Origin of the sequence: Bradyrhizobium sp., assembly GCF_047605465.1 — a bacterium.
Taxonomy (GTDB): domain Bacteria; phylum Pseudomonadota; class Alphaproteobacteria; order Rhizobiales; family Xanthobacteraceae; genus Bradyrhizobium.
Genome location: NZ_JASGFS010000003.1, coordinates 88639 through 114978 on the forward strand (window position 1 = coordinate 88639; position 26340 = coordinate 114978).

Annotated in this window: 31 protein-coding genes and 1 riboswitch; of the genes, 12 read left to right on the forward strand and 19 right to left on the reverse strand. The window is 64.6% G+C overall.

Annotated features, from left to right (window positions below; genetic code table 11):
* Positions 1–144 precede the first annotated feature (144 nt).
* Positions 145–1122, forward strand: a complete 978-nt coding sequence (locus tag QM712_RS04145; RefSeq protein WP_415021777.1) for a magnesium transporter CorA family protein — start codon at positions 145–147, stop codon at positions 1120–1122.
* A 204-nt stretch (positions 1123–1326) separates the two neighbouring features.
* Positions 1327–1545 carry a hypothetical protein gene (locus QM712_RS04150; RefSeq protein WP_415021778.1) on the forward strand — a complete coding sequence of 73 codons (219 nt, stop codon included), beginning with the start codon at positions 1327–1329 and terminating at the stop codon, positions 1543–1545.
* Positions 1546–1629: 84 nt separating this feature from the next.
* On the opposite strand, the gene QM712_RS04155 is transcribed toward QM712_RS04150, so the two are convergent.
* From QM712_RS04155 to pdxH, 3 genes are read right to left on the reverse strand one after another with little or no spacing between them, the layout of a single operon-like run.
* Positions 1630–2400, reverse strand: coding sequence for a class I SAM-dependent methyltransferase (locus QM712_RS04155; protein ID WP_415021779.1), 771 nt, complete (start codon positions 2398–2400; stop codon positions 1630–1632).
* A 17-nt stretch (positions 2401–2417) separates the two neighbouring features.
* Positions 2418–3170, reverse strand: coding sequence for an SDR family NAD(P)-dependent oxidoreductase (locus QM712_RS04160; protein WP_415021780.1), 753 nt, complete (start codon positions 3168–3170; stop codon positions 2418–2420).
* A gap of 41 nt (positions 3171–3211) precedes the next feature.
* Positions 3212–3853 (reverse strand): pyridoxamine 5'-phosphate oxidase, encoded by a 642-nt coding sequence (gene pdxH, locus QM712_RS04165; protein WP_415021781.1) that lies wholly within the window; start codon positions 3851–3853, stop codon positions 3212–3214.
* A 113-nt stretch (positions 3854–3966) separates the two neighbouring features.
* Between pdxH and QM712_RS04170 the strand changes: the two genes are divergently transcribed.
* Both QM712_RS04170 and QM712_RS04175 read left to right on the forward strand, forming a co-directional pair.
* A complete protein-coding gene (locus QM712_RS04170; RefSeq protein WP_415021782.1) occupies positions 3967–4374 on the forward strand; it encodes an RT0821/Lpp0805 family surface protein in 408 nt (135 codons plus the stop codon).
* Positions 4375–4484: 110 nt separating this feature from the next.
* Positions 4485–5450, forward strand: a complete 966-nt coding sequence (locus tag QM712_RS04175) for a DnaJ C-terminal domain-containing protein (RefSeq protein WP_415021783.1) — start codon at positions 4485–4487, stop codon at positions 5448–5450.
* Positions 5451–5757: 307 nt separating this feature from the next.
* Here QM712_RS04175 and QM712_RS04180 read toward each other — a convergent pair whose 3' ends face one another.
* Both QM712_RS04180 and QM712_RS04185 read right to left on the reverse strand, forming a co-directional pair.
* Positions 5758–6528 carry an anti-sigma factor family protein gene (locus QM712_RS04180; RefSeq protein ID WP_415021784.1) on the reverse strand — a complete coding sequence of 257 codons (771 nt, stop codon included), beginning with the start codon at positions 6526–6528 and terminating at the stop codon, positions 5758–5760.
* A gap of 106 nt (positions 6529–6634) precedes the next feature.
* Positions 6635–7123: a sigma-70 family RNA polymerase sigma factor gene (locus QM712_RS04185; RefSeq protein ID WP_415021785.1), complete on the reverse strand. Its 489-nt coding sequence runs from the start codon at positions 7121–7123 to the stop codon at positions 6635–6637.
* 172 nt (positions 7124–7295) lie between these two features.
* On the opposite strand from QM712_RS04185, the gene fabI reads away from it, so the two are divergent.
* The 4 genes from fabI to QM712_RS04205 all read left to right on the forward strand — a co-directional run bounded on the left by fabI (position 7296) and on the right by QM712_RS04205 (position 11325).
* A complete protein-coding gene (gene fabI, locus QM712_RS04190) occupies positions 7296–8111 on the forward strand; it encodes an enoyl-ACP reductase FabI (protein ID WP_415021786.1) in 816 nt (271 codons plus the stop codon).
* Positions 8112–8123: 12 nt separating this feature from the next.
* The gene (locus tag QM712_RS04195) at positions 8124–8723 is read left to right on the forward strand and encodes a histidine phosphatase family protein (protein WP_415021787.1); all 600 of its coding nucleotides are present in this window, start codon (positions 8124–8126) and stop codon (positions 8721–8723) included.
* Positions 8724–8920: 197 nt separating this feature from the next.
* Complete coding sequence (aroC, locus tag QM712_RS04200) at positions 8921–10009, forward strand: chorismate synthase (protein ID WP_415021788.1); 1089 nt, start codon at positions 8921–8923, stop codon at positions 10007–10009.
* A gap of 125 nt (positions 10010–10134) precedes the next feature.
* Complete coding sequence (locus QM712_RS04205) at positions 10135–11325, forward strand: adenylate/guanylate cyclase domain-containing protein (protein ID WP_415021789.1); 1191 nt, start codon at positions 10135–10137, stop codon at positions 11323–11325.
* A 36-nt stretch (positions 11326–11361) separates the two neighbouring features.
* Here the strand turns inward: QM712_RS04205 and clpS are convergent, their stop codons facing one another.
* The 5 genes from clpS to QM712_RS04230 are packed head-to-tail and all read right to left on the reverse strand — an operon-like array spanning position 11362 to position 14107.
* A complete protein-coding gene (gene clpS, locus QM712_RS04210) occupies positions 11362–11667 on the reverse strand; it encodes an ATP-dependent Clp protease adapter ClpS (RefSeq protein WP_415021790.1) in 306 nt (101 codons plus the stop codon).
* Positions 11668–11710: 43 nt separating this feature from the next.
* The gene (locus tag QM712_RS04215; RefSeq protein ID WP_415021791.1) at positions 11711–12052 is read right to left on the reverse strand and encodes a DUF190 domain-containing protein; all 342 of its coding nucleotides are present in this window, start codon (positions 12050–12052) and stop codon (positions 11711–11713) included.
* 2 nt (positions 12053–12054) lie between these two features.
* Positions 12055–12483, reverse strand: a complete 429-nt coding sequence (crcB, locus tag QM712_RS04220) for a fluoride efflux transporter CrcB (protein WP_415021792.1) — start codon at positions 12481–12483, stop codon at positions 12055–12057.
* Positions 12484–12489: 6 nt separating this feature from the next.
* Positions 12490–12879 carry a fluoride efflux transporter CrcB gene (crcB, locus tag QM712_RS04225; protein WP_415021793.1) on the reverse strand — a complete coding sequence of 130 codons (390 nt, stop codon included), beginning with the start codon at positions 12877–12879 and terminating at the stop codon, positions 12490–12492.
* A gap of 19 nt (positions 12880–12898) precedes the next feature.
* Entirely contained in the window at positions 12899–14107 is a 1209-nt protein-coding gene (locus tag QM712_RS04230) for an MFS transporter (protein ID WP_415022039.1), read from the reverse strand.
* A 95-nt stretch (positions 14108–14202) separates the two neighbouring features.
* Positions 14203–14279, reverse strand: a riboswitch (Fluoride riboswitch).
* A gap of 281 nt (positions 14280–14560) precedes the next feature.
* Between QM712_RS04230 and QM712_RS04235 the strand changes: the two genes are divergently transcribed.
* Entirely contained in the window at positions 14561–15424 is an 864-nt protein-coding gene (locus QM712_RS04235; protein WP_415021794.1) for a DUF1194 domain-containing protein, read from the forward strand.
* 177 nt (positions 15425–15601) lie between these two features.
* Positions 15602–16234, forward strand: a complete 633-nt coding sequence (locus QM712_RS04240) for a hypothetical protein (protein WP_415021795.1) — start codon at positions 15602–15604, stop codon at positions 16232–16234.
* Between the two features lie 4 nt (positions 16235–16238).
* Here QM712_RS04240 and QM712_RS04245 read toward each other — a convergent pair whose 3' ends face one another.
* The 3 genes from QM712_RS04245 to QM712_RS04255 form a co-directional block, all read right to left on the reverse strand.
* Positions 16239–17084, reverse strand: coding sequence for a nucleotidyltransferase domain-containing protein (locus QM712_RS04245; protein WP_415021796.1), 846 nt, complete (start codon positions 17082–17084; stop codon positions 16239–16241).
* A 17-nt stretch (positions 17085–17101) separates the two neighbouring features.
* Positions 17102–17743, reverse strand: coding sequence for a carboxymuconolactone decarboxylase family protein (locus tag QM712_RS04250; protein ID WP_415021797.1), 642 nt, complete (start codon positions 17741–17743; stop codon positions 17102–17104).
* A 146-nt stretch (positions 17744–17889) separates the two neighbouring features.
* Positions 17890–18948, reverse strand: coding sequence for a class I SAM-dependent methyltransferase (locus tag QM712_RS04255; RefSeq protein WP_415021798.1), 1059 nt, complete (start codon positions 18946–18948; stop codon positions 17890–17892).
* Positions 18949–19203: 255 nt separating this feature from the next.
* On the opposite strand from QM712_RS04255, the gene QM712_RS04260 reads away from it, so the two are divergent.
* Positions 19204–19806, forward strand: coding sequence for a hypothetical protein (locus QM712_RS04260; protein ID WP_415022040.1), 603 nt, complete (start codon positions 19204–19206; stop codon positions 19804–19806).
* Here the strand turns inward: QM712_RS04260 and QM712_RS04265 are convergent.
* Genes QM712_RS04265 through QM712_RS04275 form a run of 3 tightly spaced genes read right to left on the reverse strand, consistent with a single transcriptional unit; the run spans position 19803 to position 22355 of the window.
* Positions 19803–21050 (reverse strand): class I SAM-dependent RNA methyltransferase, encoded by a 1248-nt coding sequence (locus QM712_RS04265; protein WP_415021799.1) that lies wholly within the window; start codon positions 21048–21050, stop codon positions 19803–19805. The two genes, QM712_RS04260 and QM712_RS04265, sit on opposite strands and share 4 nt — an antisense overlap.
* Entirely contained in the window at positions 21043–21777 is a 735-nt protein-coding gene (locus QM712_RS04270) for a TlyA family RNA methyltransferase (protein WP_415021800.1), read from the reverse strand. The genes QM712_RS04265 and QM712_RS04270 overlap by 8 nt, the downstream gene beginning before the upstream one ends.
* Before the next feature lie 23 nt (positions 21778–21800).
* Positions 21801–22355 (reverse strand): nucleoside 2-deoxyribosyltransferase, encoded by a 555-nt coding sequence (locus QM712_RS04275; RefSeq protein WP_415021801.1) that lies wholly within the window; start codon positions 22353–22355, stop codon positions 21801–21803.
* On the opposite strand from QM712_RS04275, the gene QM712_RS04280 reads away from it, so the two are divergent.
* The gene (locus QM712_RS04280) at positions 22354–22494 is read left to right on the forward strand and encodes a hypothetical protein (protein WP_415021802.1); all 141 of its coding nucleotides are present in this window, start codon (positions 22354–22356) and stop codon (positions 22492–22494) included. The genes QM712_RS04275 and QM712_RS04280 overlap by 2 nt on opposite strands.
* Before the next feature lie 53 nt (positions 22495–22547).
* On the opposite strand, the gene dxs is transcribed toward QM712_RS04280, so the two are convergent.
* From dxs to QM712_RS04295, 3 genes are all read right to left on the reverse strand, one after another.
* Entirely contained in the window at positions 22548–24476 is a 1929-nt protein-coding gene (dxs, locus tag QM712_RS04285; RefSeq protein ID WP_415021803.1) for a 1-deoxy-D-xylulose-5-phosphate synthase, read from the reverse strand.
* A gap of 583 nt (positions 24477–25059) precedes the next feature.
* Positions 25060–25311 (reverse strand): exodeoxyribonuclease VII small subunit, encoded by a 252-nt coding sequence (locus QM712_RS04290; RefSeq protein ID WP_014497196.1) that lies wholly within the window; start codon positions 25309–25311, stop codon positions 25060–25062.
* Between the two features lie 73 nt (positions 25312–25384).
* Positions 25385–26314 (reverse strand): histone deacetylase family protein, encoded by a 930-nt coding sequence (locus tag QM712_RS04295; protein WP_415021804.1) that lies wholly within the window; start codon positions 26312–26314, stop codon positions 25385–25387.
* Positions 26315–26340 lie beyond the last annotated feature (26 nt).

A 26340-nucleotide genomic window follows, 5' to 3' on the forward strand; every position in this document is an offset into this window, starting at 1 on the left:
GGGCAGGGGGTGCCGAACTGTCGATTCCGTGCCACGGTTGGAGCACAAATGCAGGCGCGCCGTTGATTTGCTTGTCATCATGAACTTGTCAGAATCGCGCTAAAGGACTGTCAATCCGCCGCAGGCCCTCCGCTGGAGTCGTTCATGTTTTCTGTGTTTGTTCCCTCCGAATCCTCCCTGAAGAAGGCTGTCGTCGATGACCTCGGGGCGGTACCGGAGCACGCGGTCTGGATCGATCTGGTCAACCCGACCGCAGCTGAGGACAAGGCGGTGGAACGGCTTTCGGGCATTGCCATCCCGACCCGGGAGGACATGCAGGAGATCGAGATCTCCAGCCGCCTCTATATCGAGAACGGCGCGCGCTACATGACGGCGACGCTGATGTGCCACTCCGATACCGACATGCCTCGGACCACGGCCGTGACCTTCATCCTCGGTGACCATCGCCTGGTGACGGTCCGGTACGACCTGCCCAAGCCCTTCGCCCTGGTCGAGGCCAAGCTCGCCCGTTCCTGCACGCCGGCCGTCACCGGCGAAATGGTCCTCATGGAACTGTTGGACGCGGTGATCGATCGCTGTGCCGACATCCTGGAGCGCTGCGGTGCCGAGATCGACCAGGTCTCGCACGACATCTTCGAGCCCGAGAGCGAGCGCCACGGCCACGCCAAGCAGTACTCCCAGATCCTGATCTCGATCGGCCGGAAGGGAGACCTCACGTCGAAGGTGCGCGAGAGTCTGGTGTCGATCGGCCGTGTCGTGACCTTCCTCTCTGCGGTGGTCGAGGGCGTGAAATGGTCGAAAGACATGCGCGAGCAGCTCAAGACCATGCAGCGCGACGTCGCCTCGCTGACCGACCACGCCTCTTATCTCTCCAGCAAGATCACCTTCGTGCTCGACGCCATGCTCGGTGTCGTCAATCTCGAGCAGAACAACATCATCAAGCTGTTTTCGGTCATGGCTGTTGTCCTGATGCCGCCGACGCTGATCGCTTCGATCTACGGCATGAACTTCAAGGTGATGCCGGAACTCGAATGGGCGCACGGCTATCCGCTGGCGCTGGTGATGATGCTGATCGCAGCCATCGTCCCGTATTGGATCTTCAAGTTCAAGAAGTGGCTCTGATCGGTTCGCCCTGAGAAAATAGCTACCGAGATGTTACGTCGTTCACAGAGACACGGCGCATCATGTCGCAGAATAGATCGGGATTGAGGCCGCGCCGAGACGCGTGTGTTCTGCCCCAATTCCTCCGGTAAAATTTGAGCGGTGGGCTGAAGGTTTGGGCGAAACTTGTCTGCGATAAGCAGCGGATAGCCGCGAGGAACAGCCATGGTTGAAAAAAACATAACGTCGCCCCGCAACGTCATCGATCTGGCGAACTATCGTCAGGTCCTGGCGAACGGCCGGGCGTCGTCGATGTCGGCACGCATGTGCCGGCACTGTGGTGCTCCGTTGCTCGACGGTGAGAGCGATGACGACTGCTCGACTGCAATCAATGCAGCCACTCCCCGGCTGCGCGAACAGTTGCGTCGGTTTCGCGCCGATTGAGAACGGAAGGAAGAACAGGCGATCCAGTCTTGCGGCGGCGTTGTCTGGATCGCCTTGCTCCCCGTCTTCCGCGGTAAAAATCCCCTAGCGCTTCACGATCTGCGCCGTCGAGAGAATGGTCTCGGCGATCATGCCGTCGTGGCTGAACGAAGCGAGATGCGCTTCGACGTCGCTCAGCATCGCCTCGACGTGTTCGCCCAGGGCATCCGGCGATGACGACGAATATGTGAGCGTGCGTTTCGCCAAATCGTGCATATCGACCGGATGACCGGTCTCGACCGTGACGAGCTCGGTCGGTTGAAACGCGCTGCCGCGAAAGAACGCGGGGAGATCGCGATGGGTTCGCGTACCTCGGCCGGCCTCCTCCCACAATTTGGTCGGTGACCAGCGGCGCCGGATTTCATTGTAGCCATCGAGCCACGGGTTGCGGCCGTCGGTGGCGGAGAACGACGCGCAGATCACGACGGCGCCGTCACGCGCAACCAGCTGGTCGAGCCTTGCGAGTGTCGCCTCGCGATCCATCCAGTGCAGCGCGCGCCCGATCGTCACGATGTCGAAGGAGCCGATGTCGGGGCCAAGCGTCTCGGCCTTTCCCTCGATGAGCGTGAGCGCGTGGCCGGCGGATGCAGCCGCGCGGCGCGCGGCCTCGATCATGGCAGGCTCAGGGTCGACGCCGACGAGGCGGCCGGCATGATGGGCGAAACCCAGCGCGAGCAGTCCGGGACCGGTGCCAAGATCGATCAAGGCGCTTCGTTTGGAAAGGCCGAGTGTTTGCGCCACGCTGCCGAAGAATTCGGGCGGGTAAGGCGGCCGCAAATGCTCGTAGAGTGACGCAGTGCTCGCGAACCGGCCCATGCTCCGCCCGTTCCGGTCTAAACGTGCTGGCCGCCGTTGATGTGGATCTCGGCGCCGTTGACGTAGGACGAGGTGTCCGTGCACAGCACATAGATGATCTTGGCGACTTCGTCGGGCGTGCCGAGGCGATGCATCGGAATCTGCTGGTCGACGATCTTCTCGGTCCCTGGCGACAGGATCGCTGTGTCGATCTCGCCCGGCGCAATCGCATTGACGCGCACGCCGACGCGGCCGAAGTCCGAGGCCATCTCGCGCGTCAGCGCGGCGAGCGCGGCTTTCGAAGTGGCATAAGCGGCGCCCGCGAACGGATGCACGCGCGAGCCCGCGATCGAGGTGACGTTCACCACCGAGCCCTTGGCCGCCTTCAGCTCCTCGATCAGTCCGCGCGCTATCATGATCGGCGCGAAGAAGTTGACGTGGAAGACGTGCGTCCAGGTGTCGAGCTCGGTGTCGACGGAGCCAAGCCGTGCGCCGCCGGGACCCTTGGGCGAGATCGCGGCGTTGTTGACCAGGGCATGCAGCGCGCCGCCTTCAAGCCGGCGGCGGATTTCGGTGATGGCGCGCGCGGTGTCCGCGGGATCGCCGAGGTCGACCTGGATATGGTCCTCAGGACCAGCATCCCACGGGCAGTCCTCCGGGAAGGGATGCCGCGAGCAGGTGATGACGCGCCAGCCCGCCGAGGAGAAGCGGATCACTGTGGCGTGCCCGATGCCGCGGCTGGCTCCTGTGAGGAGGAGCGTGCGACGCGGCACGTTGGACGAATGCGGCATGGACATCTTTCAGGTCGGCCCAGGGCTGATGAGGACGAGGCTCAAGGGTACATCCGCGTCTTGGACCACGGCTGGCCCGCCGCGTCACGGCGGAATTCGATGCGATCGTGCAGGCGGAATGGGCGGTCGTGCCAGAATTCGATGCGCGAGGGCGTGATGCGCCAGCCGCTCCAGCCCGGCGGCCGCGGCACGTCTCCGATGACATACTTGGCGGCGACCTTGGCGATCGCCTGCTCGAAGGCGAAGCGGCTCTCGAGGGATTGCGACTGTTTGCTGGCCCAGGCGCCGATCTGCGCCTGCTTGGGGCGGGTGGCGAAATAGGCGTCGGCCTCGGCGTCGGTCACCGGCGTCACGTTGCCGCGGATGCGGACCTGACGGCGCAGCGATTTCCAGTGAAAAAGTAACGCCGCCTTAGGATTTGCGGCGAGTTCGCGGCCCTTCTGGCTTGCGATGTGGCTGTAGAAGACGAAACCCTCGGTATCGAAGCCTTTCATCAGCACCATGCGAACGTCGGGCAGGCCGTCGGAGTCGACGGTCGCGAGCGCCATGGCATTGGGATCGTTGGGTTCGCTCTTGATCGCCTCGTTCAGCCAGGTCTCGAACAACGCGAAGGGTTCGTCGGCGGCGGTAAAATCACCGGATGTTAAGGGTGCCTGGTGTTTCATCGAGGTCGTGTCGGTCATGTCCGGAGTCCGAGTTGCGTCCCGCGGCCCAAAACGCGTTGTTGTCCGCTACCGCCCTATATAGGGCATGGGAATGCGTTGGCCTATCGGCGATCCGGCCGTCCGGCTTTGTCATGACAATGATTCTGATCGGGCTCGGCGCCAGCGGCTGCAGCGTTTCGCGCAACGACGCCAGCGCCTATGCCAAGGCTGAGGACAGCGACCTCACCGGGTCGATCGCGCGGCCGGCGAAGGACGCCCCGCCGACCGAGACGGATCTTGCCTTCGCCCGGAACGCCGCTTCCGATGTCCTGAGCAAGGGCGACAGGGATGCCAGTCAGCATTGGGAGAATCCGGAGACCGGCGCGCGCGGGTCGGTGACGCCGATCGCGCAATCCTATGCCGCGGAGGACGGCCGCAAGTGCCGAGATTTCCTGGCAAGCTATGTCAACGGCACCACCGAAAGCTGGCTCCAGGGCGCCGGCTGCCAAAGCAGTCGTGGCCGTTGGGAGATTCATACGCTAAAGCCGTGGCGGAGCTAGGAATCAGCTCCGCAGGCTAGTTGCAAAAATACCACTCGCTCCCCACATGAGACGCAGATGGGGGCGGGGAGCCCTTAGACATACCGATTTCCCAAGAGGAGACGAGACGGATGCGCGACCCCTATGAGGTCTTGGGGGTGCCGCGGAGCGCCAACGCTGCCGCGATCAAGAGCGCCTATCGCAAGCTTGCCAAAAAGCATCATCCCGACAGCAACAAGGATGATCCCAAGGCCGCCGAGCGCTTCTCCGAGATCAATTCGGCGAACGAGATCATCGGCGACGAAGACAAGCGCAAGCAGTTCGACCGCGGCGAGATCGACGCCGAAGGCAAGCCGCGTTTCCAAGGTTTTCCGGGCGGCGGCGGGCCGCGCGGGCGCGCCGGTCCGGGCGGGTTCGAGAGCTATACGTTCCGCAGCGGCGGCGCCGGTCCCGGTCAGGGTGCCGGGGCGTTCGAGGACATCCTCAACAGCATGTTCGGCGGGGGAGCGCGTGGCGCGCGGCCTGGAGCCGGCGGTGGCGCGCAGTTCGAGTTCGACACCGGCGGGATCGGGCTCGATCTCGATCTGAACGTTGCCATGAGCGTTTCGCTGGAAGAAGCGGTCAAGGGCGGTGAGAAGCGCGTGCGGCTGCCGAACGGCAAGGAGCTGAACGTCAAGATTCCGGCCGGTGTCACCGAGGGCCAGCAGATCCGGCTGAGGGGGCAGGGCGAGACTGCGCAGGGCCATCCGCCGGGTGATCTGCTGATCACGATCAGCATCGCAGCGCATCCCTTCTTCAAGGTCGAAGGCGCCGATCTGCGGATCGACCTGCCGGTCACGCTCTACGAGGCGGTCCTCGGCGGCAAGGTCCGTGTGCCCACCCTCGGCAACGCGGTGGAACTGTCGGTCCCGAAGAATACCTCCAGCGGCCGGACCTTCCGCCTCAAGGGCAAGGGTCTGCCGAAGGCCGGCGGAACCGGTGACCTCTTCGTCACCATCCGGATTATGCTACCGGACGGGAACGACGCCGAGCTTGAGGCATTGATGGAGAAGTGGCGGGACCAGCACCCCTATAATCCACGGAGCGGGCTCGGCTAGGGCGCGAGCGAGCCGTCCGAAGAACGGAGCGTTCTCTTCCATGAGGATGATGCTCGAACAGACGCCTTGAGCGCTTTTGCGCTCGCGCGGCGTGCCGGCTCCCCAGTTCGGGCAGCCGCAAATAGGTGCGGCCTCGAGAGGGGGACCAGCGCGGTACCAAAAACCCCAATCGAGGCCGCCCGCGTCGATCGGCGGATCGAACGCTGCTCATTTTCGCGTGATCATCCGGTGCGATAATGAGACGTGCCGATGTCTTGATTCCAAATTTTCGATGACGGAATCGAGGCACCCGGCTTCGCGAGGTTGCTCAGCCGCCGTTCTTCTCGGCCTGGTCGTAGACGGCCTGCGCGAGCTTGGTCAGCCGGTCGCGATCGCCACCCCCGCTGACGACATAGCCCACGCCGCGATCTGCCCAGAACAACGCACCGTCCTTGTCCATCCTGGCGTACCGCATCTGCGTCGTGCCGCTCTCGGTCTTGGCGGTGTAGATCGTGTACCGCTCGCCGGAGGTGCCCTCATACATCAGGAACGAGGCCGGCCCGTTCGGTCCCGGCAGCAGCCGACCGCCGACGAGCTTCAGCCCGCTCGCTTCCAGGTTGGGCGCGAACACGGTCCAGCCGCAGCGCTTGGTCAGCCAGGCCTGGAGATGATCGCGCTCGTTGCCGGGGACCTCGACGGGATGCCGGACCTCGACGACATAGAGGCGGTGAGCATCGAGCGCATCCTCGGTGAAGCTCTGGAAGGTCGAGGGGACGGCCGCAGCCCCATGCGCGATCCACCCGGCGGTGCCGCCGGCCATGAACGCGATCAGGACTGCCGCAGCGGCGCCGTAGAACCAGCGCCAGGGGCGGCGCTCGAGCCGCTCGAGTTCGAGCCGCGCCGGGACCGGCTCCTGCGCGACCGCGTCATAACGGGCGTGCAGCATCTCGGCCATCGTGCGCCAGGATCGCACCCGCTCGGCATCGTCGGGATGGGCGTCGAGCCAGGCCTCGACGTCGGCGCGGCGTTCGGGCGGTAGTTCGCCGTCGACATAGGCGTGCAGTTCGTCTTCGGTCACGGAAATCTTTCGATCGTTCATAGCGGTCGTCTCTGGCTCTGCGGCCCAAAATCTCGTTCGTGGTTCAACTGCGTTGCCGTCCTCCTCATGCGGAGGATACGACATGCGCGATGCATCAACGCTGCCATCATTTCACCCGCCTGAGCGCCGGTCGCTGACCCTCCAGCGATGCCTTGATGTGGGCGCGGGCCCGCGCCAATCGCGACATCACGGTGCCGATCGGCACGCCCTGGATGTCGGCCACCTCGCGGTAGCTCAGCCCCTCCAGCATCACCAGCAGCAGCACCGAGCGCTGCTCCTCGACGAGCGTGGCCAGCGCCTTCTCGATGTCGCGCCCTTCGGCTTCGGTCCCGCTGGCGTCCGGGTTGTTCTCGGTCAGCTGCATGAATTGCGGTCTTCTTGCCAGCGAGCGCCGCCTGTTCTTGTTGAGGTTGGTCAGGATCGTGTAGAGCCAGCTCCTGATATCGCCTCCGAGGAACAGGCGCTCGGAACGCAGCGCCCGCACCAACGTATCCTGTACCAGATCGTCGGCCGCGTCCGCGTCGCGCGTCAGCGCGCGGGCGTAGCGGCGCAATGCCGGGATCATGGTTTCCACACTCTGGCGAAACGCGCTCATTGCCGTGTTGACGTCCTGTCGTTCGGCGCCGGGCGCCTCAGCGATCATAACACCCGAGCGGAACGGCTATTCCGGCCGGCGAAACCACATTGGCGCCACGGATTAGGACTGTACCGCGCCGGAGGGCTGGTGTACCTCCAGAACTCAAGCCGGCTCGATGGGACGTTAAGATATGGCGCAGAATTCAGGTCTGATGCAGGGCAAGCGCGGGGTCATCCTCGGCGTCGCCAACAACCGCTCGATCGCCTGGGGCATCGCCAAGGCATGCCACGCGGCCGGCGCCGAGCTCGCCTTCACCTACCAGGGCGATGCGCTGAAGAAGCGCGTCGAGCCGCTTGCGGCCGAAATCGGCGGCCTCGTGCTCGGCCATTGCGATGTCACGGATGCTTCGACCATCGATGCGGCGTTCGCGGTCCTGAAGGAGAAGTGGGGCAAGATCGATTTCCTGGTGCATGCGATCGCCTATGGCGAACAGCTCGACGGCCGTTACGTCGACACCACCCAGGAGAATTTCTCCAAGTCGATGCTGATCTCCTGCTATTCGTTCACCGCGGTGGCACAGCGCGCCGAGAAGCTGATGACCGATGGCGGCTCGCTCATCACGCTCAGCTATTACGGCGCCGAGAAGTGGATGCCGCATTACAACGTGATGGGTGTGGCCAAGGCCGCGCTGGAGGCCAGCGTGCGCTATCTCGCCGCCGATCTCGGCGAGAAGAACATCCGCGTCAACGCGATCTCGGCGGGGCCGATCAAGACGCTGGCCGCGTCCGGCATCGGCGACTTCCGCTATATCCTGAAGTGGAACGAGTACAACGCGCCGATGCGGCGCAACGTCTCGACCGAGGATGTCGGCGGCAGCGCGTTGTATTTCCTCTCCGACCTCTCGCGCGGCGTCACCGGCGAGGTGCATCATGTCGATTCCGGCTATCATGTGCTGGGCATGAAGCGCCCCGACGCGCCGGACATCTCGCTCGGCGGCAAGGACTAACCCTCACCCGGAATGACCGTGCCCACGATCTACTTCCTTCGCCACGGCGAGACCGAGTGGAATGCGCTCGGGCGGCTTCAGGGCACCAAGGACATCCCGCTGAATGTGCGCGGACGCGGCCAGGCCGTGCAGGCCGCCGGCATTCTGGCCGACCTGTTCAGGCGCGACGGCAAGGACAAGGCGGCACTGCCGTTCGTGTCGAGCCCGCTCGGCCGCGCGCGCCAGACCATGGAACTCGCGCGCGGCAAGCTCGAATTGCCGGTGGCCGACTACACGCTCGATGATCGCCTCCGCGAGATCGGCTACGGCGTCTGGGAGGGGCTGACGCTGGCCGAGAGCGAGGCGTCCGATCCCGACGTCTATGCCAGCCGTCTCGCCGACAAATGGGGCGTGGCGCCCGCGGGCGGTGAGACCTATGCGGCAGTGCAGGCGCGCATGCGCGACTGGTACGAGTCGCGCACGGTCGACACCGTGGCTGTCGCCCACGGAGGCACCTGCCGGGCCCTGATGGTGGCCCTGGGCATCGAAACCCCCGCCAGCGCCGCCGAACTCTATATCGAGCAGGGCGCCGTCTACGTCTTCCGCGACGGGCGGCTGGAGAAGTTTGGTTAACCGCGGGTCTGGCGCGCCAAGCGCCGCAGTGTCCGGGCATCCAGCGCTTTGCAGGTCGCAGTGACCGAGAACGTGGATGGCCGGGACAAGCCCGGCCACGACCGCGATGGCGGGATTTGACCGGCCATACGGATCGCGTTACGTCACGCTGATGTACAGCCTAGACGTTGTCATTCAACGTTAGCCAGCGAGCGACGATGTCCTTCAACACCTTCGGCCACATGTTCCGCGTCACCACCTTTGGCGAGAGCCACGGGGTGGCGATCGGCTGCGTGGTCGATGGTTGCCCGCCCATGATCCCGCTGGTCGAGGCGGACATCCAGCAGGACCTCGACCGCCGTCGCCCCGGCCAGTCGCGCTTCACCACCCAGCGGCAGGAGCCGGACCAGGTGAAGATCCTGTCCGGCGTGATGGCGCACCCCGAGACCGGCGCGCAGGTGACGACGGGCACCCCGATCGGGCTCCTGATCGAGAATACCGACCAGCGCTCGAAGGACTATTCGGAGATCAAGGACAAGTTTCGTCCCGGCCATGCCGACTTCACCTACGAGGCGAAATACGGCCTGCGCGACTATCGCGGCGGCGGCCGCTCTTCGGCGCGCGAGACCGCCATGCGCGTCGCCGCCGGTGCGATCGCGCGGAAAGTGCTGCCCGGCGTCAGGGTTCGTGGCGCGCTGGTGCAGATGGGCCCGCACAAGATCGATCGCGGGAAATGGGACTGGGACGAGATCGCGAACAATCCGTTCTTCTGTCCCGACAAGGACAAGGCCGCGTTCTTCGAGACCTATCTCGACGGCATCCGCAAGAGCGGCTCCTCGATCGGTGCGGTGATCGAAGTCGTCGCCGAGGGCGTTCCGGCCGGCTTGGGCGCGCCGATCTACGCAAAGCTCGATTCCGAGCTGGCGGCTGCGATGATGACCATCAACGCGGTGAAGGGCGTCGAGATCGGCGTCGGTTTCGGCGCGGCGGAATTGACGGGCGAAGAGAACGCGGACGAGATGCGCACCGGCAATGACGGGACGCGCTTTCTGTCCAACCACGCCGGCGGCATTCTCGGCGGCATCTCGACCGGGCAGCCGGTGGTGGTGCGGTTCGCGGTGAAGCCGACCTCCTCGATCCTCCAGCCGCGCCTGACCGTCAATCGCCAGGGCGCCGACACCGAGATCTTCACCAAGGGCCGGCACGACCCCTGCGTCGGCATCCGCGCCGTTCCCGTCGGCGAAGCCATGATGGCCTGCGTGCTCGCCGACCATTTCTTGCGGGACCGCGGACAGGTGGGGCGCTAACGCGACCCGCTCTGCGCCTCTCCCTGCCATCGCGAGGCAAGCCCGGAACGGGTGCTTCGTTCGCGTTGCAACACCGGCGTGCGGTGTGGCTTGACGATTCCGCAACTTCGTCCGCAAATGCGGGCATGGACAGTTCCGAGCTGCAGCGGATCATCAATTGGCTGATCGACGGCGCCAGGTCGTCACGCGGGCCTGCCGAGATGATCGCGGACGCGTGCGAGCAACTGGTCGCATCCGGATTGCCGCTGTGGCGGTTCGGCCTCTTCATTCGCACGTTGCACCCGGAAATCTTCGGCCGCAACTTCATCTGGCGCCCGGGGGAAAAGGTCGAAGTCGGCACCGTCGATTTCGAGATCCTGGACACGCCCGAATTCGCCCGCAGTCCGCTGCGCATCGTTTTCCAGGACGGGCTGGAGGTGAGGGGACGGGTCGACTCGCTCGACACGAAGCGGTTTCCCTTCCTCGAAGACATGCGCGCCGAGGGCGTCACCGACTACATCGCGACGCCGATGCGCTTTCTCGACGGCTCGATCCACGCCTGCAGCTGGACCACGCGGCAGCCCGGCGGTTTCAGCGACGACGAGATCGCGACGATCAGGTCGATCGTGGCGCCGCTCGCGCGTGTCAGCGAGATCGTCACCCTGCGCCGCACCGCCTCGATGCTGCTCGACACCTATGTCGGCAACCGCGCCGGCGAGCGAATTCTCGCCGGCCAGATCCGGCGCGGCCATAACGACACCATGCAGGCCGCGATCTGGCTGTCGGACCTGCGCGGCTTCACCGCCTTGTCCGACCGCCTGCCGGCCGAGACGGTGGTCGACATCCTGAATCGCTATTTCGATTGCCAGGTGACTGCGATCCGCGCCCATGGCGGCGAGGTTCTGAAGTTCATGGGCGATGGTCTGCTCGCCGTGTTTCCGATCGACGAATATGTCGGCGATGCCGCGCATGTCTGTTCGCGCGTGCTGGAAGCTGCACGCGAATCCCGCGCCAGCGTCGAGGCGCTTGCGCATCCCGTCGGCGACGTCGTGGAGCGCTTTCGTTTCGGTGTCGCGCTCCATGTCGGCAACATCCTCTACGGCAATATCGGCGGCGGCAACCGGCTCGACTTCACCTGCATCGGACCCGCGGTCAATCTCGCCGCGCGGCTGGAGAAGATCGCCGGCCGGCTCGGACGCACCGTCGTGGTGTCCGAAGGTTTCGCCAAGGTCTGCAGCGAGTCCTGGCGCGAACTCGGCGAGTTTCCGATCGCGGGCTTCGCGAAGGCGCAGCGCGTCTTCGGGCTGCCTGAGGAAACGCCGGTGGTGATGGCCTGAAGCGCGAAGCGCGCCGGACGTCGTCGGCCTTGCGACCTATTCTTCGGGTTCCGTCGTGAACAGCAGCGGATAGCCCTTGGCGCGGCCCGCATCGGTGGCACGGTTGGCCTTGGTTTCGGCGACGTCCTTGGTGAACACGGCGACCACGCAGACGCCGAGCTTGTGCGCGGTCATCATCACCTTGAAGGCCTGGTCCTCGGTCATGCGGAATTCGGCCTTGAGCACCATCGTGACGAATTCGCGCGGGGTATAATCGTCGTTGATCAGGATGACCTTGTGCAGGCGCGGTCGCTCGACCTTGGTCTTGGTTCGTGTCTTCGGCTTGGTGACGGTGTCGTTCATTCCGTCTCCTGGATACGGCGGGCTTGGGTTCCAGCCGGAGCGTTCAGCTCTCGGCCTTCGTACCATATTGCAGGACCTGCACCTTCTCCAAGGTGATCAATCCGCTCCACATCATGCCATCGAGGATGGGCAGGAATGCGTTGATGTTGTCCTCGCTGTCGACGATCTCGATCAGGAGCGGCAGATCCTCCGAGAGCCGCAGGATTTTCGAGGTGTGCAGCCGGCTCGACTTGCCGAACCCCATCGGTCCGCGCAGCACGGTGGCGCCGGCCAGATGGTGCTCGCGCGCCTTCATCACGATCGCTTCATAAAGCGGTTTGCCGTCGAAATGGTCGCTCTCGCCGATGAAGATCCGGAGCGAAACTGCCTGACGCGGAATTTGCATGATCAGCTCCTTTTCAAGCGATTGTAACGGCCCGCGATCATGTGGCCGAGCCATACCGAGGCCAGCCAGCAGACGACCGAGGCGCCGACATAGACCAGCGCGGTGTATTTCATGCCGCCGTGGAACAGGCGGAAGGTTTCCAGGCTGAAGGTCGAGAAGGTCGTGTAGCCGCCGCAGAATCCGGTCATGACGAATTGCCGGTGCTCGGGCCGCGCCAGCACGCGGCCGTCGGCGCCGGTGAGCGTGGCATAGAAGCCGATGATCAGAGAACCGGTCGCGTTGATGAACAGCGTCGCGAACGGAAAGCCGGGCCCGGTGTCGAGCGCGAGTCCGACCAGGTAGCGCGCCAGGCCGCCGATGATGCTGCCTGCGGCAACCCAGGCATAGAGCACCGCGACGCGCCGCCGCTCGACGGAGGAGGGGGATTGCATCTGCCTCTACCCTCCAAGGCTGTCCGCGAGCAGGAAACCGCAACTGACGGCTGCGAGGCACAGCCCGACCGAGAATACGATGTTGCCGAGCGCGTGCATCGGCTCGCCGCTGCGGGCGAGCGTCAGCGTCTGCAGGCTGAAGGACGAGACGGTGGTGTAGCAGCCGAGGAATCCGGTCACGGCGAACAGCCATGGATTGGGCGAAGCGAATATTGAGCCCGGATGCGTCGCCAGCGCTCCGAAGATGCCGATCAGGAAGGCACCGGTGACGTTGATGGTCATCGTGCCCCAGGGAAATGTCTCGCCCAGCCGCCGTGCGACCGCACCGGAGACGAAATAGCGCGCGCAGCCGCCGAGAACGCTGCCCACCACGATCGCGATCACTCCACTCAGCACGACGAAAGGCCCCCCGTCATCAATTCCGCTCCACGGCCAACCCGCTGCCGACGCCGAGCAGCCCTGCGAGAGCGACCAGGGCGAAGCCGAGACCGGCGAGGAAGGTTCCGACCGGACCATAGGCGTCCCACAGCGCCCCGGCGATCACGCTTGCCGCCAGCAATGCGAGGCCGGTGAACAGGTTGAAATAGCCGAACGCGGTGCCCCGCAGGTTCTGCGGTGCGGCGTCGGCGACGAGGGCCGAGAACAGGCCCTGCGTCAATCCCATGTGAAGCCCCCACAGCGCCACGCCAAGCGCAAGGCCCGCAATGTTCGGCAAAAATGCCAGCGCGAGATCGGCCCCCGCGAGAAAGAGGAGGCCGATCGTGAGCAGGCCCGTCCTGTTGATGCGGTCGGAGAGCACGCCGGCGGGATAGGCGGAAAGCGCATAGACCACGTTCATCAGCACGAGGACGGCCGGCACCCACATTGCGTTGAGGCCGATGTTCTGCGCGCGCAGGATCAGGAAGGCCTCGCTGAAGCGTGCGAGCGTGAAGACGACGCCGACTGCGACGACACGCCAATAGGCCCCTCCAAGCTGCCGCATCGCGTCGACCTTGAGCGGATTCGTGCTGGGCTGCCGGCCTGGGTCCGGCTGCGGTTCGTTCACCGCAAACGCGATCAGTCCGAAGGAGAGGAACGCCGGCAGCACCGCGACCCAGAACACGAGGGAGAAATTATCCGCCGTCCACCACATCAGGACGATTGCGGCGAGCGGTCCGACGAAGGCGCCGATCGTATCGAGCGATTGGCGCAGGCCGAAACTCGCGCCTCGCATCCCGGCGGGGGCGATGTCGGCGATCAACGCATCGCGCGGAGCGCCGCGAATGCCTTTGCCGATGCGATCGATGAAACGCGCCGCGACCAGCCATCCGACGCTGGGGGCGAGCGGGAACATCGGCTTGGTGAGGGCTGCCAATCCGTAGCCGAGGGCGGCGAGCAGTTTGCGGCGGCCCAGCCAGTCCGATAGTGCGCCGGAGAATATCTTCGTGATCGAGGCGGTTGCCTCCGCAATACCCTCGATGAAGCCGACCGTGAGCGTGGATGCGCCCAGCACCGTGACGAGATAGATCGGCAGCAGCGCGTGGATCATCTCGGAGGAGATGTCCATCAACATCGAAACGAAGCCGAGCACCCAGATCCCCCGGGGAAGTCCGGCGCGCGCGGCATTCGGTGTCGTCGTCGTCATCACATCCTGGCCTGCGTCGTCAGGCAACAAAAAACCCGCCATCGGCGGGTTTGTCCATGCTCCCGCCAAAGGCAGAGGCTCCGAAGATCGCCCCACCTCAAGCAGGAGTCATCAGCCCACTACGGTCAAGATCGCGGGGCGGTTGTCGGGGGACTCCATCCCCATCTGTGCGTCCAGCCTAGCATGGAAATTGCGCAGGACAAGTGGGCGGGAGAGGACCATGCCGGGGTCGAAGCGATGGGTCGTCATGCCCGATGCGCGGGCCTCTCGTCGCGCACGGGAGTGACAGCACCCGTGCGCGCGCGTGCGTTCCGGCGGCATGAGCGTGGCGACACCACGGCATCTTTGCGCAAGCGCGCAGAACCCTAACTCGAATGTGAAGCCCGGGCGATCTTCGCACTTTGCGGCAAGGCGATTGCATGTCACCATCGCGTCATACGACGGGAGACTGCGATGCGCTTGCTGTTCTCGATCGGGGCTGTGCTGGTGGCCGGCGTGCTCGCCGGAGGGGATGTCGCGAGCATCGCGGCGCCAGGGCCTAAATTCGAATCGCCCAAGAACCAACCGCAGCGGCGGGCGGAGGACAAGGATGCGCAGGCCGTTGACGTCGAACTGATCCTGGCGGTCGATGTCTCCTACTCGATGGATATGGACGAACTTGCGGTCCAGCGCGAAGGCTATGCGCAGGCGATCCAGTCGAAGGAGTTCCTGCAGGCGTTGAAGGCCGGCCCCAACGGCAGGATCGCGGTGACCTATTTCGAGTGGGCCGCATCGGGCGATCAGAAGATCATCATCCCCTGGCGTCTCGTCGATGGACCCGAGACCGCGGATGCGGTCTCCGCCGAAATCATGAAGACGCCGATCCGGCGAGCTTCGCGCACCTCGATCTCCGGCGCGATCGGATTTGCCGTTCCGCTGTTCGACGAAGATCCCTATCGCGGCTTGCGTCGCGTGATCGATATTTCCGGGGATGGTCCCAACAACAACGGCGGTCCGGTCACCGTGGCGCGCGATGCGGCGCTCGAGAAGGGCATCATCATCAATGGCCTGCCAATCATGGTCAAGGAACCGTCCTACTCGACCATGGATATCGACAATCTCGACTACTACTACGAGGACTGCGTCATCGGCGGCCCCGGCTCCTTCGTCATCGCGATCAAGGACCGCGACAAGTTCAAGGAAGCGATCCGCACGAAGCTGCTGATGGAGGTCGCCGGCCGCACGCCGGAGCGCCCGGTGATGCGAGTTGCGGACAAGGAGCCGCGCGTGAACTGCATGATCGGCGAGAAGATCTGGTCGGATCGCTGGGGACGGTGATCCCTGGTCCGAATGGGACCATTTGCCTCAGCACGCAGGGTGGTTGGGTTTAACACCTTGTTAACCACCTCGGGGCCCTAATCCTTTTGTTTCCAAACATTTCTGGATGTGTCTTGGCGTTGCTGTCGAGTGCCCCAACGAAAGCGGGTTCGTCAGCCTCGTTCGTCGAGCAGTCCAATGGCCATCGTCACGCAGAGCACCAGCCAGATTTCGCCCGCCATGGAGCGGGTCTATCACCAGAGCAATCTGCTCGGTGAATGGAAGGGCACGTGGGCCGCGAACAATCAGCCCGTGGGCTTCAAGGTCGTCAACATCCGCGGCAGCCGGGCCCAGGTCGAGTACACCCACAACGGCCGTACCGAGCGCGGCTTCGGCCAGGTCGACGGTGCGACCATCAGCTTCGGTGCGGTCACGATCGGCACCAAGAACGGCAAGAACGCGGTGCTGCTGTTCTCGGCAGGCGGAGGCAAGGCGAGCGCATCGCTCGAGAAGCAGGCGCCGGCCGCCTCCGACAGCCGCCTCATGGGAAGCTGGGGCGGCTATTCGTCCGAGAACGGCAAGAGCGCGAGCTTTCGGGTGCTGTCCGTCAACGGCAAGGAAGCCCAGGTCAGCGTCACCACTGACGGCATCACGCGCCAGGGCACCGGCATCGTCTACAACAATGTCATCATGTTCGGGCAGGCGCAGATCGCAACCGACGACGGAAAGAACGGCAAGATCATTTATCAGGTCGGCACCAAGTCGTTCATGGTGCCGGTGACCAAATATCCGCCGGCCGACTCGTCGTCCTCGGTGGATCGAACGGCATAGCCGCTCACGGCCGCGGTCCGTTCGACTGCGTCAGCGCCTTCAATTTCAGATCGAGATCCCTCAAGACATCGCAGGCCGGTGCGAAGGCGCCATGGCCGATCAACCGCCAGATCTCCTTCGTGTCCTCGGTCAGACGCGGGATCGTCAAAGGCAGCAGCGCCGCGTCCGGCAGCGCGCCCTTTTCATTGATGAGATAGCGCTCGTTCAGGGCGAACAGCACCTGCGCGATACAGGCGAGCGACCTGTAGAGGCATCCCGCGACATGGGTCTGTTCATATCGAGCGATGGCGAGTTCGGCATTCTCGATGCCGAACAGGACTTCCCACTGGAAGCGCCGGATCAGAGCATCACGCAGCGCGGGTGGATACGTCATCGCGATCGACTTGAGGCGCGCGATCGACTCGCGCGGGTCGTGCAGCGGGCGGCAATAGGCGATCTCGCCCATCCAGATTGCCGAACAGAAGCCGTGCGGGTGGCCGGCTTGGTAGTCCATGGTGACGATGCCGGCGCGGCAGGATTCCATGACGGCCTCGACCGCCTCGATGTCACGATAGAGCAGGTCGACCTTGTGTTCCTCGACCGACAACCACGCGCCGCCGACGATCCATGGTCCCCATTCGCCGACGGGCGTGAGGGTCGTGGCAGCAGGGTCGTCGGCGATTGCCTGTGCCGCAGCCAGCAGCCGTTCGGTATTCAGGGGAGTAGCTGCCTTGAAATAAAGGCCGATGTCGTAGTCGGAGGCGGCGTGCCCGCTGCCCCGCGCACGCGATCCGCCGAGAACAACGGCTTCCACGCCGGGGACCTCGGCAAATGCGGATTTCAGGCGCAAGAGCAGCGGATCGTGCGGCATGAGCGGTTTGTGGACGCCTACTTGGCGGCGAGCGGAGGCAGTGGCGGCACGCTGTCGTTCGGGGCTTCCGCCTGCATCGTGATCAGCGTCATCGAGACCAGGTCGTAATAGCCGATCAGGCCGATGATATCCATGATGCCGCGTTCGCCGAACTTCTGCTGCGCGGCGCGGTAGACGTCGTCGGATACTTTCTTGTCGCGATAGAGCGCCATCGCGAGGTCGTAGAGCGCGGCCTCGTCGTCCTTCATCGCCTTCGGGCGCATGCCGTTCGCGACGTCCTTGGCGACCTCGGGATCGAGCCCGGCTTTCATCGCGAGCGGATAGTGCGCGAACCATTCATACTGTGCCGTCCACTGCCGTGCGGTGATCAGGATGGCGAACTCGCTCAGGCGAGCCGGCAGCGACGAATTCCAGCGCAGATAGTCCGACATCGCCGAGAGCTTCGGCGCAAGCTCCGGATTGCGGACATAGGCGCGGTAGGGCGGGTTGGTGATCTTGGCGTTGCGGGGCGGCACCGCAATCGCATCCGCCCATTCCTTCTGTGGCGGGGTGAGTTCGTCGGGCTTCAGCGGCGCGAAGCGGCTCGGCTCGGCCGCATGGCCGGAGACCGAGATCGCGACAGTGGACAGCACCGCCAGCGCGAGGCCAAGATATCTCATCGTCATCCTCCCATGTCGGCGGACTCACGCCGCCTCGTTCGCCGCAGCTTACGTTGCGGCGCCGATGAGGCAAGGATGTCGGCGCCGGACGAGGCTGCGGCAACGGCATGGCCGTATGCCGCGTCCATGCGCCCGGCGCGGCGAGATCAGATCCGTGCTTCCAGGATCAGGTTGAAGGGCGTTTCGGCGGCGCGGCGGAAGCGCGTCAAGCCGCCCTCGCTGGCGACTTTGCGCAGCCTTGCCTCACCGGCCTGGGCGCCGAGTGCCAGCCCGACCTCCTGGTCGAGCGAAGCCGGCGTGCAGATCATGGTCGAGGCCGCATAGTACACGCGTCCGACCGGGTTGAGATTGTCTTCGAGGCGATCGTTGGCGAAGGGTTCGACCAGCATGCAGGTGCCGTCCTTCGCCATGGATTCGCGCACGTGACGGATCGCGCCGACGGGATCACCCATGTCGTGCAGGCAATCGAAGAAGCAGACGAGATCATATCCCTCGGCGGGATAGGTCTTGGCCGAGTGGACCGCGAAGCTGACACGATCGCCCAATTTTGCTTCGGCCGCCATCCGCCGTGCAGCCTCGATCGAGCCTTCGTGATAGTCGAAGCCGTAGAAGCGGGAATTCGGGAAGGCTTCCGCCATCAATCGCGTCGAGATGCCGTGCCCGCAGCCGACATCGGCAACCTTGGCGCCGCGCTTGAGCTTGTCCACGACGCCATCGAGCGCAGGTAGCCATTCCTGCACCAGATGATGCATGTAGCCGGTTCGGAAGAAGCGGGCCGTTCCGCAGAACAGGCACTCGCTGCGCCGATTCCAGCCGACACCCTTCCCGGACTTGAACGCGTCCGAAATCTTCGGCTCGTCGAGAAACGCCGATGCGATGACGTTGCCGAACGCTCCGAGGAAAACCGGACTGTCCTCGTCGGCAAGTGCCATCGCCTGCTCGGGCAGCATCGAGAATTTACCCGAACCGGAATCGTATTCGATGTATCCGGACGCCGCCTGGCTCGCGAGCCATTCGCGAACATAGCGCTCCGCCGTGCCGGTCGAGCTCGCGAGTTCGGAAGGGCTCATCGGCCCTTTCGTGGCGAGGGCACGGTAGAGACCGAGTTTGTCGCCCAAGAGCACCAGCGATGCATTCATGGCGGCACCGAACTCGGTGACCATTTTGCCCATAAAGGCATTCAACCTGTCGGAATTGATCTCCATGACAGTCTCCATCAATGTCGGGGGCATTTTCAAGGATCTGCGCAATTGCGCGCTACGGGACCGCAATGGCCGATCACATTTCGAAGTGACGGCGGAAATTGCTCGTCCTTTACGTGGGTCGATCCCGCCTGCGGGAGGTTCAACGCGTCAGGATCACGTGATCCGATGCACGAGGCCCTCATGATCAACGTGGGGTCGCTGGCCTTTGGGCTGTCCGGAGCGTATAACTTCCTGAACCTTTCGATGGTCGTCCGAATGTCTGGCTTTGCAAGTTCTTGCAGTGTTGCAGCTTTCTTCGCGGTGCTCTGCCTCGGCGGGGCGCCGGTTCACGCGCAGGTCGCCCCCTTGCGGTATTGGATTCCCGGCGGCCCTTTCGGCTTCGGCGGCAGCATCGCCCAGAGCTCCGATGGCTACGGCAACTTTCCGGGCTTCAACACCAGCGGCGCAGACGGAAGCTACGGTTTTCGCCCCGGCTTCTTTGCCGGAAGCGAACGCGTCAATTTCGGTTCGAGCGGCCTCAGCCAGACCTTGCCGGCCGGTAATTTCAGCGCGCTTGCCTACGACAGCACGCAGTTCGGCTACAACTACAAGACCGCGGGCGGCATGCCCGTCACGTTCTTTGCCGGCTTCGATACGCTGAAATATGGCAACGGCATCGGCAGCTCGCTTGCGCCGCTGACCTCCAGCGCCGCGCCCGGATATGGCGCCTTCGCCGGTGTCGAGTTCAAGCCGACGTCCAACCTCAGCCTGTCGTTCGGCGCCGGCTTTACGCAGCAGCAGTCGGGACGGATGGACAGCGACATCAACTCGTCGATGCTGCCCGGCGAGTCGCCGGCGTTGAGCGGCCTGCGGCGCTAGCGGGTGAAGCGCGCCACCAGCTCGACATGCGGCGTGTGGCGGAACTGATCCACCGGCACGACATTTTCGATCTTGTAGCCGCCATCGATGAGCAACCGCGCGTCGCGTGCAAAGGTTGCGACGTTGCAGGATACCGCGACCACGACGGGCACCTTGCTCGCGGCGAGCTTCAACGCCTGGGCCTGCGCGCCCTGGCGCGGCGGGTCGAACACCACGGCGTCGAAGTCGCGCAGCTCCTGCGGCACCAGCGGGCGGCGGAACAGGTCGCGCGGTTCGGCCTTGATCGGTTTCAGGCCCGGCGACCGCGCCGCTTTCACCAGCGCGGCGATTGCGCCAGCATCGCTGTCAAGGGCGGTGATGCGTGCCTTTTCCGCAAGTCTGAGCGCGAACGGTCCGACGCCGCAGAAGAGATCCGCGATCTCCTTGGCCTTGCCGACGCGTTGGGCGACGAGCTTGGCCAGTGTCTCCTCGCCCGCCACTGTCGCCTGCAGGAATGAGCCCGGCGGCAACGTGACTTCTGCACGGCCCATCCGCACCGTCGGCGGCACGCGTTGCAGCACCAGTTCGCCGTGCCGCGTCAGTCGCGCCAGGCGGTGCTGCTCGGCAACGCGCGAGAGCGCCGTGATGAGCGGCGTCGGCAGCGGACCGGAGCCGCGCACGTCGATATCGAGGCCGGTCGTGGTGGCGGTGGCCTGGATGTCGAGCGGCTTCGTCACCGGCATCTTCGACGTCAGCGGCTCGGCGATCGCCCAGGCTGCATCGAGCGCGCCGTCCAGCGCGGGATCGAGGATGGGGCAGCGATGGATCGGGATCACGTCATGCGAGTTCGCGGCCGCGAATCCCACCTTGAGGATGTTGTGGGTGCCGAACCGGCCGTGCAGGGTGACGCGACGGCGGCCCGCGCCATGGGCATCGACCAGCGGTGCGACGTCGCAATCGATGCCGGCCTGTGCCAAGGTCTCGACCACGATGCCGCGCTTCCAGGCGTGATAGGGCTCGGCCGCCCAGTGCTGGAGGGCGCAGCCGCCGCAGACGCCGAAATGCGGGCAGAGCGGTTCGATGCGTTCGGGGCTGGAAACGTCGATCGCCAGCAGCTTGCGTCGATCGGGATGGTGCCCGGGCACATGGTCGACTTCGACGGTCTCGCCGCCGAGCGCATAGGGCACGTAGATCGCCTCGCCCGGGGCGAGCGAGACGCCGTCGCCGCGATGGCCGACGTGATCGATCGTCAGGCGTTCAACCACGGCGCGCGCCCAGGAAGAATTCGACGTTGCCGTCGCCGCCCGCGATCGGGGATGGAAATATGTCGATGTCCGTGCAGCCGAGCGAGGCGGCAAAGGCCGTGATGTCGTCGCAGATCTCGCGATGCACGACGGGATCGCGGACGATGCCCTTCTTGTTGTGCTTCCGGTCGGCCTCGAATTGGGGCTTGATCAGTGCGAGCAGACTCGTCGGCGCCGCAGCCAGCGACAGCGCGACTGGGAGCACGATTTTCAGCGAGATGAAGCTGACGTCGATGACGACGACGTCGGGGCGCGCCGGCAGCCGCTTGCCGTCGTAGCTGCGGATGTCGGTCTCCTCCATCGAGACGATCTTCGGATGGCCGCGCAGCGAAGGATGCAATTGGCTGGTCCCGACATCGATCGCGAACACCAGGCTCGCGCCGTTGGCCAGAAGCACCTCGGTGAAGCCGCCGGTCGATGCGCCGACATCGAGGCAGACGTGATCCTCGATGTCGATGGGGTAACGCTCCAGGGCACCGGCGAGCTTGACGCCGCCGCGCGAGACGTAGGGGTGTGCCGGCTCGGCCTGGATGGCCGCATCCGCGGCGATGGTCTCCGAGGGTTTCGACACCGGCTTGTCGTCGGCGGTGACGAGCCCGGCCTCGATCGCGGCGCGCGCCCGGGCCCGGCTTTCGAACAGGCCGCGCTCGACCAGCAGGATATCCGCGCGTTTGCGGGTAGGGGACATCGGCTCTCCGGGGGACGATGCGCTTATCTGGGCGAGACTCGCGCGGCCGCCATCCGGACGCAAGCCTCGAATGCGGCGAGATCGTGCCAGACGTCGGCCGGCATTGTGGCCGGGGTCACCAGCGGCCCCCCACGCAGCTCCACCGCATGGATCATCATGAGGTTGTCCACCAGCCCGAAATCCTCGACCGTGAGTCCCTGTGCGTCGACCAGGCGGCCGTCTGCGGAGGTGACGTCCGCGAAACGCCTGACACGATCGGCATAGACGGCAGGGTCGTTGGAATAAGCGAGACAGAATTTGCCGCGCCCGGCCATGTAACCGAGTTCGTAGACGGTGCCTGGATCGGCGCCGGCCCCGCGAAACGGCGTGAGGTTGGCGATGATGGCCGCGGCCTCGTCCATCATCGCCTCGTTGCTGGCAAAGATCTGCCGCGACGCATCGGGCGCGGTCAGATCGATCTCGTTGTCGAGGGGATAGAGGCCGACGAGCCCGTAGAAAGCACAAATCGCCGCCTTGCGCCGGCCGATCTCAATCGCATCCGGCAGGAACACGTCCGGGCCCGCCAGATAGATTTTCATGAAAGCCAAGGCCGAATTAATCTGGATCGAGGTGCAGGAGCCGCGCCGCTTGCTTCAATCCTTCTCCCGCATGCGGGAGAAGGTCGGGGCGGGAGCCCCTGCAGGCGGCTCTCCCTACGAGGAGAGAGCGTTCATCTGAACAGCGTTCGCGGATCGGACCTCTCCCGTGCGAGCAGGAGAGGTGAGCAGAGCTCAGGCGAGCTTGACCGTCTCGGTCTTGACGTCCTTGCCGAGCGCCTCGAACACCTTTGCGACGATGCCCTTGGCGTCGAGACCGGCGCGGGCGTACATCGCGTTCGGCGTATCGTGGTCCTGGAAGACGTCGGGCAGCACCATCGAGCGGAACTTGACCATGCCGCTGTCGAGCACACCCTGATCGGTCAGGAACTGCGCCACGTGCGAGCCGAAACCGCCGATCGAGCCTTCCTCGACCGTGATCAGGACGTCGTGGTCGCGAGCGAGCTTGAGCACCAGCTCGGTATCGAGCGGCTTCATGAAGCGCGCATCCGCGATCGAGGTAGAGAGGCCGTGTGCCGCAAGCTCGTCGGCTGCCTTCTCGCATTCGGCCAGACGGGTGCCGAAGGAGAGCAGGGCGATCTTGTTGCCCTGGCGGATCATGCGGCCCTTGCCGACCTCGAGGGGAACGCCGACGTCGGGCATCTCGATGCCGCGGCCTTCACCGCGCGGATAACGCAGCGAGCTCGGGCGATCGTTGATCGCGACCTGCGTCGCCACCATGTGCACGAGCTCGGCTTCGTCGGCCGCGGCCATGATCACCATGTTCGGCAGACAGCCGAGATAGGCATTGTCGAACGAGCCGGCGTGGGTCGCGCCGTCGGCGCCGACGAGGCCGGCGCGGTCGATGGCGAAGCGGACGGGCAGATTCTGGATCGCGACGTCGTGCACGATCTGGTCGTAGCCGCGTTGCAGGAAGGTCGAGTAGATCGCGCAGAACGGCTTGTAGCCTTCGGTCGCAAGACCGGCGGCGAAGGTCACCGCGTGCTGCTCGGCGATGCCGACGTCGAAGGTGCGATCCGGGAACGCCTTGTTGAAGATGTCGACGCCGGTACCCGACGGCATCGCCGCGGTGATGGCGACGATCTTGTCGTCCTTCTGCGCTTCCTTGACGAGGCTCTGGCCGAACACGTTCTGGTAGGCCGGTGCGTTCGGCTTGGCCTTGGCCTGGGTGCCGGTCGCGACGTCGAACTTGACGACGGCGTGGTACTTGTCGGCCGAAGCTTCCGCCGGACCGTAGCCCTTGCCCTTTTGCGTCACGACGTGGACCAGGATCGGGCCGGTCTCCATGTCGCGCACGTTCTTCAGCACGGGCAGGAGATGGTCGAGGTTGTGGCCGTCGATCGGGCCGACGTAATAGAAGCCGAGCTCCTCGAACAGCGTGCCGCCGTCCATCATGAAGCCGCGGGAGTATTCCTCGACGCGGTTGGCGCGGTTGGCGATGATCTTGGGCAGGCGCTTGTTGATCTGCTTGGCCGCATCGCGCAGCGTGCGGTAGGTCTTGCCCGAGTAGAGCCGCGACAGATAGGCGCTCATGGCGCCGACCGGAGGCGCGATCGACATGTCGTTGTCGTTGAGGATGACGATCAGGCGGGAGTTCATGGCACCCGCATTGTTCATGGCCTCATAGGCCATGCCCGCCGACATCGCGCCGTCACCGATCACTGCTATGACGTTGTTGGTGCCGCCGGAAAGGTCGCGCGCCACGGCCATGCCGAGACCGGCGGAGATCGAGGTCGAGGAATGCGCGGCGCCGAACGGATCGTAATCGCTCTCGCTGCGCTTGGTGAAGCCGGAGAGGCCGCCACCGGTACGCAGCGTGCGGATGCGGTCACGCCGGCCGGTGAGGATCTTGTGCGGATAGGCCTGGTGGCCGACGTCCCAGATCAGCCGGTCCCGCGGCGTATCGAAGATGTAGTGGATCGCGGTGGTGAGCTCGACCACGCCGAGACCCGCGCCGAAGTGACCGCCGGTCACCGAGACGGCATCAATGGTCTCCTGACGCAGCTCATCGGCGACCTGGCGAACCTGCTCGATCTTGAGCTTGCGCAGGTCGTCCGGAGTCCGGATGGTGTCGAGAAGCGGCGTTTTACTATATGCGTTCACGGCGATTTCCAATTTGTCAGCGCCGGAAGTTCATTCCGGTGCGCGATGGGTTTGCACAATATCGGCGCAGCGCGAGTCCCTAACCGTCGGAGCCACCTGCGCGGGGCAAAGCCCCGTCTTCAAGCTTAGGTGAGCTTAAGTGTGCTCCGGTTCAGTCTCTGTGATCCCTGTCACGTAAGATCGGCTTCGTCCGTCCCAGCCAATTTCATCAGCGATTTGAAGCTCTTGCTATCGGCAATCAATGCCCGGGCAAAGCTTACAAAAAGCCACACTCCGCGCAGCTTTACACCAAAGCTTAGACCAAAGCCAACCCGCCGGACCGATGAGGGGTATGCGGATGCAACCGGCGGGCCGAATTGGTTAACCACGGCCCCGACGAGCAGGTTCCGGCTTCATCTGGTTCCTTGGCAGGTTTTTTGGGAAAGTGAGGCCTTTCTGGGCGGATTTGCCGGATCGGAACCCTTTTGCGGCGCTAATCTGACCCTGCCTCCTGATAGTCACCTGTTCCAGATATGGAACGAGCCTACCCGACCATGAGAAAGTTTCAGACCGCTACTGCCGGAAATGGATGGCCTGACGGCTCCTATTGCACGTCGAGCGGAGCGGTGCCGGCAGCCTGGCCGCTTGCATCGGTGGTGATCTTGTCGACGCGCGCCTCGGCCTGGCGCAGAAGTTCCTCGCAGCGACGCTTCAAGGCCTCGCCGCGCTCGTAGATCGTCACGGACTCCTCGAGCGGGACCTTGCCGTCTTCGAGCCGCTTCACGATCGTCTCGAGCTCCTCGATGGCGCGTTCGAAGGTGAGTCTGGAGACGTCGACTTGGGTATTTTCGGCCATATCCGTTTCCGATTGCCCGATTCGGCTTCCCTGCAGGAAAGCAGAATTTTGCGGGTGTAATGTGGCGTGCCGTTCAGGCACCCATGAGGGCGCCGACATGCGCCGTAACAGATTCTTTCAGTCCTTGCAGGTCATAGCCGCCCTCGAGGACCGAGACAATTCGGCCACCGGCGGTCTTGTCGGCAAGGTCCATCAGCTTGCGCGTCACCCAGGAATAGTCTTCCGCGCGCAGGTTCAGCGAAGCCAGGGGATCGCGATAATGTGCGTCGAAGCCCGCGGAGATGACGATCAACTCGGGGCTGAACGTCGCCAGCTGCGGCAGGATCAGGTTCTCGAACGCGGCACGGAATTCGGGGCCGCCGTCTTCCGAGGCGAGCGGCGCATTGACGATGGTATCGTGGTCTCCGCGCTCGCTACGCGCGCCGGTGCCGGGAAACAGCGGCATCTGATGCGTCGAGCAGTACATCACGGTCGGGTCCGACCAGAAGATATCCTGTGTGCCGTTGCCGTGATGGACGTCGAAATCGACGATCGCCGCGCGTTTGATCCCGTATTTGCGCTGCGCGTGGCGCGCGGCGATCGCGACGTTGTCGAAGAAACAGAAGCCCATCGGCTTGCCGATCTCGGCGTGATGGCCGGGCGGGCGCACCGCCACGAAGGCATTGCGATGCTCGCCTGCCATCACCGCTTCGGTCGCGGCAACCGCGCCGCCGACGCCGCGCATCACCGCTTCCCAAGTGCCCGGCGACATCGAGGTGTCGCTGTCGATATAGATCTGGCCGCTGGTCGGCGCGATGTGGCGCAGCTCGGTGACATAGTGCTCGTTGTGGCAGAGCGTGACGAGATCGAGATCACCCTCCGGCGCCTGGTCGCGCACCAGGTACTGGAAGCGCTCATGCGACAACGCTTCCTCCACCGCACGCAAGCGGTCGGGCCTTTCGGGATGTCCCGGCGGCGTGACGTGGTCGAGGCAGGCCTTGTGGGACAGGAGAAGCGTGCTCATCGGGGCGGGCTCACGGGGGTACGGGC

What these genes read in the sequence shown, in the direction of transcription:
- QM712_RS04145 (WP_415021777.1), top strand. Translation starts at nt 145, where the DNA reads ATGTTTTCTGTGTTTGTTCCCTCCGAATCCTCCCTGAAGAAGGCTGTC.
- QM712_RS04150 (WP_415021778.1), top strand. Translation starts at nt 1,327, where the DNA reads ATGGTTGAAAAAAACATAACGTCGCCCCGCAACGTCATCGATCTGGCG.
- QM712_RS04155 (WP_415021779.1), bottom strand. Translation starts at nt 2,400, where the DNA reads ATGGGCCGGTTCGCGAGCACTGCGTCACTCTACGAGCATTTGCGGCCG.
- QM712_RS04160 (WP_415021780.1), bottom strand. Translation starts at nt 3,170, where the DNA reads ATGCCGCATTCGTCCAACGTGCCGCGTCGCACGCTCCTCCTCACAGGA.
- pdxH (WP_415021781.1), bottom strand. Translation starts at nt 3,853, where the DNA reads ATGACCGACACGACCTCGATGAAACACCAGGCACCCTTAACATCCGGT.
- QM712_RS04170 (WP_415021782.1), top strand. Translation starts at nt 3,967, where the DNA reads ATGACAATGATTCTGATCGGGCTCGGCGCCAGCGGCTGCAGCGTTTCG.
- QM712_RS04175 (WP_415021783.1), top strand. Translation starts at nt 4,485, where the DNA reads ATGCGCGACCCCTATGAGGTCTTGGGGGTGCCGCGGAGCGCCAACGCT.
- QM712_RS04180 (WP_415021784.1), bottom strand. Translation starts at nt 6,528, where the DNA reads ATGAACGATCGAAAGATTTCCGTGACCGAAGACGAACTGCACGCCTAT.
- QM712_RS04185 (WP_415021785.1), bottom strand. Translation starts at nt 7,123, where the DNA reads ATGAGCGCGTTTCGCCAGAGTGTGGAAACCATGATCCCGGCATTGCGC.
- fabI (WP_415021786.1), top strand. Translation starts at nt 7,296, where the DNA reads ATGGCGCAGAATTCAGGTCTGATGCAGGGCAAGCGCGGGGTCATCCTC.
- QM712_RS04195 (WP_415021787.1), top strand. Translation starts at nt 8,124, where the DNA reads ATGACCGTGCCCACGATCTACTTCCTTCGCCACGGCGAGACCGAGTGG.
- aroC (WP_415021788.1), top strand. Translation starts at nt 8,921, where the DNA reads ATGTCCTTCAACACCTTCGGCCACATGTTCCGCGTCACCACCTTTGGC.
- QM712_RS04205 (WP_415021789.1), top strand. Translation starts at nt 10,135, where the DNA reads ATGGACAGTTCCGAGCTGCAGCGGATCATCAATTGGCTGATCGACGGC.
- clpS (WP_415021790.1), bottom strand. Translation starts at nt 11,667, where the DNA reads ATGAACGACACCGTCACCAAGCCGAAGACACGAACCAAGACCAAGGTC.
- QM712_RS04215 (WP_415021791.1), bottom strand. Translation starts at nt 12,052, where the DNA reads ATGCAAATTCCGCGTCAGGCAGTTTCGCTCCGGATCTTCATCGGCGAG.
- crcB (WP_415021792.1), bottom strand. Translation starts at nt 12,483, where the DNA reads ATGCAATCCCCCTCCTCCGTCGAGCGGCGGCGCGTCGCGGTGCTCTAT.
- QM712_RS04230 (WP_415022039.1), bottom strand. Translation starts at nt 14,107, where the DNA reads ATGACGACGACGACACCGAATGCCGCGCGCGCCGGACTTCCCCGGGGG.
- QM712_RS04235 (WP_415021794.1), top strand. Translation starts at nt 14,561, where the DNA reads ATGCGCTTGCTGTTCTCGATCGGGGCTGTGCTGGTGGCCGGCGTGCTC.
- QM712_RS04240 (WP_415021795.1), top strand. Translation starts at nt 15,602, where the DNA reads ATGGCCATCGTCACGCAGAGCACCAGCCAGATTTCGCCCGCCATGGAG.
- QM712_RS04245 (WP_415021796.1), bottom strand. Translation starts at nt 17,084, where the DNA reads ATGCCGCACGATCCGCTGCTCTTGCGCCTGAAATCCGCATTTGCCGAG.
- QM712_RS04250 (WP_415021797.1), bottom strand. Translation starts at nt 17,743, where the DNA reads ATGAGATATCTTGGCCTCGCGCTGGCGGTGCTGTCCACTGTCGCGATC.
- QM712_RS04255 (WP_415021798.1), bottom strand. Translation starts at nt 18,948, where the DNA reads ATGGAGATCAATTCCGACAGGTTGAATGCCTTTATGGGCAAAATGGTC.
- QM712_RS04260 (WP_415022040.1), top strand. Translation starts at nt 19,204, where the DNA reads ATGTCTGGCTTTGCAAGTTCTTGCAGTGTTGCAGCTTTCTTCGCGGTG.
- QM712_RS04270 (WP_415021800.1), bottom strand. Translation starts at nt 21,777, where the DNA reads ATGTCCCCTACCCGCAAACGCGCGGATATCCTGCTGGTCGAGCGCGGC.
- QM712_RS04280 (WP_415021802.1), top strand. Translation starts at nt 22,354, where the DNA reads ATGAAAGCCAAGGCCGAATTAATCTGGATCGAGGTGCAGGAGCCGCGC.
- QM712_RS04275 (WP_415021801.1), bottom strand. Translation starts at nt 22,355, where the DNA reads ATGAAAATCTATCTGGCGGGCCCGGACGTGTTCCTGCCGGATGCGATT.
- QM712_RS04290 (WP_014497196.1), bottom strand. Translation starts at nt 25,311, where the DNA reads ATGGCCGAAAATACCCAAGTCGACGTCTCCAGACTCACCTTCGAACGC.
- QM712_RS04295 (WP_415021804.1), bottom strand. Translation starts at nt 26,314, where the DNA reads ATGAGCACGCTTCTCCTGTCCCACAAGGCCTGCCTCGACCACGTCACG.